The organism is Sphingobium sp., assembly GCF_035511395.1.
In the GTDB taxonomy this organism is placed as follows: domain Bacteria; phylum Pseudomonadota; class Alphaproteobacteria; order Sphingomonadales; family Sphingomonadaceae; genus Sphingobium.
Genome location: NZ_DATKFP010000438.1, coordinates 1 through 5,995, shown reverse-complemented (window position 1 = coordinate 5,995; position 5,995 = coordinate 1). Strand labels below are relative to the sequence as shown.

Below are 5,995 nucleotides of genomic sequence, written 5' to 3'. Positions count from 1 at the left end.
TTCCATAATCATCTTTGTTCAATGACCCGTACCCGCCAGTTCTATGCCGACGCCATGCTGACGATTATCGCCGCTCATTGCCTCGGGACGCTCGATGCGTTTCGCGCCCATCTGGCATCCTTGGCGCAGATTACAGTGCGTTTGCTTTCACCGCTCACATCCGACGCTACCGTCTCGGAGAACCCATTGCACGACTAGTTTCAGGAACGGGTGAGCGGACAAAGAGCCACGCGCCCGACGAGGAGGAAGCCATGTATGTCGGACCGCACCTGCGCAAAGCGCTCTCACGCCTCAACAGGGCATCCTCGATCGAGGCACTGCGCGACGGACTAGCCGATGCCGCGCGGCAGATGGGCTTCCCCTTTGTTGCGCTCGTTCAGCATGGCGGTCTTCCACGGCTGGTCGAGCGTTCTATGGTTGTCACTAACTATCCTGCGGAATTCGTCCAATCCTACATCGAGAACCACTATTTCATCATCGATCCGGTATATGAGGTAAGCTATCAACTCGACCGACCGTTCGGCTGGGACGAGATCACCAACTACGTCGAGCTTGCCGATCACCAGCATGCCCTTTTCGAGGAAGCGCAGGGCTACGGGATCATTCACGGCATCACTGTGCCGCTGCACATACCGAGCGAGACATACGCATCCTGTACCTTTTCCCGCCCGACGCCGATCGCGATCACACCGTCTTTGATGACCACGCTCCAGATCGTCGCAGGCTTCGCGTTCAAGACTGGCCTTTATCTTCATCACGCCATGCAAGGCCGCAATGTTCCTCGGCTTACGCGCCGCGAGGCCGAATGCACTGCGCTGATCGCGCTCGGCAAGACCGACTGGGAGATCGGCGAGATCCTCGGAATTGCTCAGACCTCGGTGCGGTATTTCATATCCAGAGCCAAGCAACGCTACGGTGTTTTCCGGCGCTCCGAGCTCGTCGCTCGCGCTATTGTTGACGCCCAGATACCGATGAACTGACTTATTATCGTTGACCCTATGCGAAGAAGGTCGCAAACCACATGCGTCGGCGGTTTGGTCCGGACGTGTTTGCGGCAAGCTGCGGGAACTTGGTGAAGTAGTTTTGGGCGATGAATACAAGCGGTTGAATAGCTTTCAATGCTGGCCTCCAAGGCTGGGCAGGCAGCCCGTTCGCTGCATCTGCCCTCCGAGGTCAACCCTTTTCAGCGAACACTGGGATCGTACCTAAGGTTGTGCGCTGGCCACCTGCGCTTTGCAGCTTCCACCCCAATTCAGCGATGCATCGTTCGCCGTCCTCCAGCGCCTGCGCGGAAGTGTGGACGGAGTAGTAGCCTGGATGCAGCTTGTGCGGAGACGCAGGCTGCCAGGGTGGCGCCTGAGGCTTGAAACGCGGCTGCCGCGGCGTGAATGATCCGTGAGATACTGACAATGGGCGACCCAAGTGATCGCGGCGCATCCGCGGACGACAAACGCCCTGCTGCTCGCTGGCGCGAGAAATCGTTAGTATCCATCTGCGAGGGGCGCGGTGCCCGCAAAAGAGGTCGGGCGTTTGGTGAACCCTGGGTCAGCGGACTGGTTTCGGCCGCCATTGCGGCACCACATTCGTGGGCGCTTTACGGAATGTGAACAGACGATGCTTAATGGATCGTTGCGGCGTGACAGTCGGGTCTGGCCGGAGGAACAGTGAGAGAGAACGAATTTCGAGCGTGGCTGATGGCCAAGGGCTATGCCGAGCATTCGGTAACCAGCGACATCAGCCGGATGCGCCGGGTCGAGGCGGCGATGCCCGACTATGGCTTGGTCGACCGGGATCTGGACCAGGCCTATGAACGCGACGCGATGGAGGCGCTGCTCGCGGCGCTGCGGCAATCGATCGACGATCTGCCGCACAATACGCCGCCTGCCGTGCTGGTTCCGCGTTCGAACAATTATGATGAGCGGTTGCGAACGGCCTTGCGGGGTGCGGAGGCCTATCGGGAATTTTGCCGGGGCGAGGCGGGGGAAGAGCAGGGAGACGCCGACCGGGTTCGCCGGCATGCGATGGAGCATTATTTTGCGCCGGCGCGCGGGGCGGGCGAGGCCATTGTGGAGATCCCCGTCCGCGAGATCAACGCCGCGCTCGAGCTCAAGAACCACTACAAGAATATCTGCCAGGCCCTTGCCGGTCCCAAGATGCAGGCGCTCGCCGATGTTCCGCCGCCGGTGCGGACGGGCAAGAACGACAGCCCGTTCACGATTTTCCGCTACACGCTGACCCGCTTCGACCGAAGCATGCTTGAGCGCCTGCGGAAGCTGTTCGTCGAGAAGCATCCCGACTTTCGGGATTTCGGCGACAGTGCAAGCTATGCATCGGCCGAGGATAACTACAAGCGCGCGCTTCTCATTCGCGCCGAAGAAATGATGGAGGAACATCGCTCGTCCGACGATGCGGTGCTTGGCGCTGCTCTGCTCGATCTCGCGTCGGGCAAGGCCGGGCTTGAGAGCAACCTGCTCGACTGGCGCGTGGCCAGGATGGTCGCCGATATCCGCGCGAGCGACCCGGGCGTGATGGAAGAGTCCGCTGGCAAGCTGGCGCGCGCGCCCGATGCGATCGCTGCGGTGACCGAATGCGCCGAGCGCATCTGGCCTCATCTCTGCGAGAAATGGACGACAAGCCGGCCTCTGGCGGAAAGCCGCACGATCCCCACGATGATCCGGGCCCTGGTCGATCCACGGGCGATGCTCGGCATTCGCTCGAGACCCACCGACAATGCCGCGCGGATGCTGATGGGCTCCCCCGCTTTTGGCGCCCAGCCTCTCGGTGCGGCGGAACTGGCGGCGGTGCTGGATCTGGCGAGGCGCATCTTCGCGATCATGGAGGAGGAATGGGGCTGGAGGCCGCGCGACCTGTGGGACGTGCAGGGCTTCATCTGGGAAACCTGCCAGGAGCGTTTGCCGCCCGTCGAGGAGAAACCGGCCGATCGGGCTGGAACGAGAAAGAGAATGACCATGCCGACCAACCTCATCCTCTACGGCCCTCCGGGGACGGGCAAGACCTATGAGACTGCGCGGGAGGCCGTGCGCCTGTGCGGTGAGGCGGTCCCGGAGGACCGTGACGAGCTGATGTCGCTTTATCGCGCACTGAGCCAGAAGGGCCGCATCGAGTTCGTCACCTTCCATCAGAATTTCAGCTACGAGGATTTCGTCGAAGGCCTGCGTCCCGTGTCGGGCGAGGGCGAGGATGGCGCCGATGCGCCCGCCGGCTTCAGCCTTCAGCCCCAGGACGGGATCTTCAAGCGGATCGCCGATGTTGCCGGGAGCAACCGCGGCAAGGTGGGGCAGGGCGACCGGGCCGTAATCGATCGCAGCCGCAAGGTGTTCAAGATGTCGCTCGGCCGGAGCTGGTCGTCACGTGACGACCTCATCTACCAGGAAGCCATTCGCGAGGGCTATGTGGTCCTCGGCTGGGGCGGCGACGTCGACTGGTCCGATCCGCGCTACGATCAATGGGACGCGATCAAGGAGCGGTGGCGGCAGGATCATCCCGACGCCAGCGGCAACGACCCGAACATGTCGCAGATGTTCACCTTCCGCATCAACATGGAGATCGGATCGCTGGTCGTCGTCTCCGACGGCAACCGCAAGTTCCGTGCGATCGGCGAAGTCACCGGACCCTATCGGTTCGTGCCCGGCGTGAACGGCGAATACAACCATCGCCGGGCGGTTCGCTGGCTCTGGCACAGCGACGAAAGCCTGCCCCGCGAGCAGGTCTACAATAAGGAGCTGAGCCAGGTCTCGGTCTACCAGATGGACAGCCGTCATGTGAATTGGGACGGTCTTGAACAGACGGTGGCGACCGGCGACGACGGGAGCGGGACGGGGACGCCCGAAGGCCATGTCCTGATCATCGACGAGATCAACCGCGCCAACATCTCCAAGGTGTTCGGAGAGCTGATCACGCTGATCGAACCCGACAAGCGGCTCGGCATGGGCAATGGCCTAACCGTCCGCCTGCCTTACTCCAAGGCCCCGTTCGGGGTGCCGGCCAACCTGCACATCCTTGGCACGATGAACACGGCGGACCGGTCCATCGCCTTGCTCGACACCGCGCTGCGTCGGCGCTTCACCTTCCGGGAGGTCGCGCCAGACCCCGAACTGCTCGTGGACGCGGAGGGGCGTTCCGCCGTGCCGCTTCGGGAGGCTCTCGAAACCATCAACGAGCGGATCGAATATCTGGTCGATCGCGAGCATCGCATCGGCCACGCCTTCTTCATGCATTGCGCGTCGCGCACCGATGTCGACGCGGTCATGCGCGACAAGATCATTCCATTGCTCCAGGAGTATTTCTTCGAGGACTGGGGACGGATCCATGCGGTGCTCGGGAGTGGCTTCATCGGTCAGCGCGTGCTGAAGGCGCCGCCGGGAATCGACGGGCTGGAGCGCAAGAGCTGGTTCGTGCGCGTGCCCTTCGCAGACGATGCCTATGAGGCGCTGGTCGGGAAGGTTGCCGCGGCACAGGACGGCGTGGCCGATAATCCGGCACCGCAAACGGCGTGACGCATCTTGCGGTTCCCGAATGGGGCCGGGCGCCGGTTGGCCCGCAAGGTTTCTCCGTCGCGCAGGCCGAGGCGCTTGTCGCCGCGGCGAGGGGGCATCCGCTTGGCGGCGCGGATGGATCGGGGATCGTCTCCGACCATCGTCATTACCTGCAGGCCCGCCAGATGGTCGGAGTGCTTGCCGCGCCGGGATGCAGCCTCGAAATCCTGCCCAAGGTCGATCCCGACGCGCCGCACGAGGACATGCCCACGGTCCGCCGGCGGCTGGTCGCGCTCCTCGACCTCGCCCTGGGTCTCGACATCGGCGCCGGCGCCGCGACGGCGATGGGGTGGGGGGCCGGGAATCTGCTCGAGATTCTCATCAGGATATTCGCCGACCGGCTCCTTGTCGAAACCCGGCGAGGCCTCCCGCGGCGCTATCTGCCGCATGAGGACGATCTGTCGGCGTTGCGGGGGCGTCTCGATGTCACCCGGCAGTTCACGCATCATGCGGTCCGGCCCGATCGGCTCGCCTGCCGGTACGATCAGCTCTCGAGCGATCTTCCGCTGCTGCAGGTCATGAAAGCGGCCGTGCTTGCGCTGCGCCGGCTGAGCCGCGCGCCCGACACCCAGCGGCTGCTGGATGAGCTTCGTTTCGTGCTCGCCGGCGTCTCCGATATCCCCCTGTCGTCATTGCCGTGGGATCGGGTCAGTATAGATCGGACCAACCGGCGCTGGGAGAGCCTGTTCGCCCTCGCCCGTCTGCTTGTGAGGCGCGACTGGCAATCGACCTCGGCGAGCGCCGGCGGCGGGGAGGGTGTTGCGCTGCTGTTCGCGATGAACGACCTGTTCGAAGCTGCGGTCGCCGCGCTGCTTCGCCAGGATCTTGCCGGCAGCGGCATCGATGTCGTCGCGCAGGGCGGCCTGCGCTATTGCCTGGGCGACTGGCGTGGGGACGAGGATTGCACGGGGCACCTGTTCCAGACGCGGCCCGACATCCTGCTGCGCCGGGACGGCGAGGTGGTGGCCATCGTCGATACCAAGTGGAAGTCTCTGAGCGGAGATCCGCTCGATCGCCGCAAGGGCGTCGGCCAGGCCGATGTCTACCAGATGATGGCCTATGCGCGGCTCTACCGCTGCGACCGCCTGATGCTCCTCTATCCCGCGCGTCCGGGATCGGGAGGCGCCGTGGTGCGGGAGTTCGGTATGGATGGCGGCAGGGAATTACTCGTGTTGGGGCAGGTCGATATGTCGGGCAGCCTGGATGACGCACGAACCGGGCTTTCCGGGTTGGTTGCTGGGATGCTTTCGCCTTTGGCGACGTGACCATCGGCGCCGTCACAAATCTGGTCGGGCTTGCGTCAGTGTACTCCTTCGATGGGGCTGGCGGACTTGCACAGCTTGGCAGGCTTGGTGGACGGCCTGTGATCTGCTGATCGGTGAAACTGACGACAGGCAGGCAATGGCGCGATAGGGTGGCCACGAGGAGGGACAATGTTT

4 protein-coding genes are annotated in these 5,995 nt (G+C 63.6%); all 4 read left to right on the top strand.

From position 1 onward, the window contains the following. Positions 1-198: hypothetical protein (locus tag VMR39_RS29150; RefSeq protein WP_325421831.1), on the top strand; the 198-nt coding region annotated here is incomplete at its 5' end. Positions 199-251: 53 nt separating this feature from the next. After that, positions 252-980: a helix-turn-helix transcriptional regulator gene (locus VMR39_RS29145; protein WP_021243116.1), complete on the top strand. Its 729-nt coding sequence runs from the start codon at positions 252-254 to the stop codon at positions 978-980. A gap of 684 nt (positions 981-1,664) precedes the next feature. Then, complete coding sequence (locus VMR39_RS29140) at positions 1,665-4,517, top strand: AAA family ATPase (protein WP_021688147.1); 2,853 nt, start codon at positions 1,665-1,667, stop codon at positions 4,515-4,517. Further along, positions 4,514-5,821 carry an McrC family protein gene (locus VMR39_RS29135; RefSeq protein ID WP_021243114.1) on the top strand — a complete coding sequence of 436 codons (1,308 nt, stop codon included), beginning with the start codon at positions 4,514-4,516 and terminating at the stop codon, positions 5,819-5,821. Before VMR39_RS29140 ends, VMR39_RS29135 begins: the two co-directional genes overlap by 4 nt. Positions 5,822-5,995: the final 174 nt, after the last annotated feature.

What these genes read in the sequence shown, in the direction of transcription:
- VMR39_RS29145 (WP_021243116.1), top strand. Translation starts at nt 252, where the DNA reads ATGTATGTCGGACCGCACCTGCGCAAAGCGCTCTCACGCCTCAACAGG.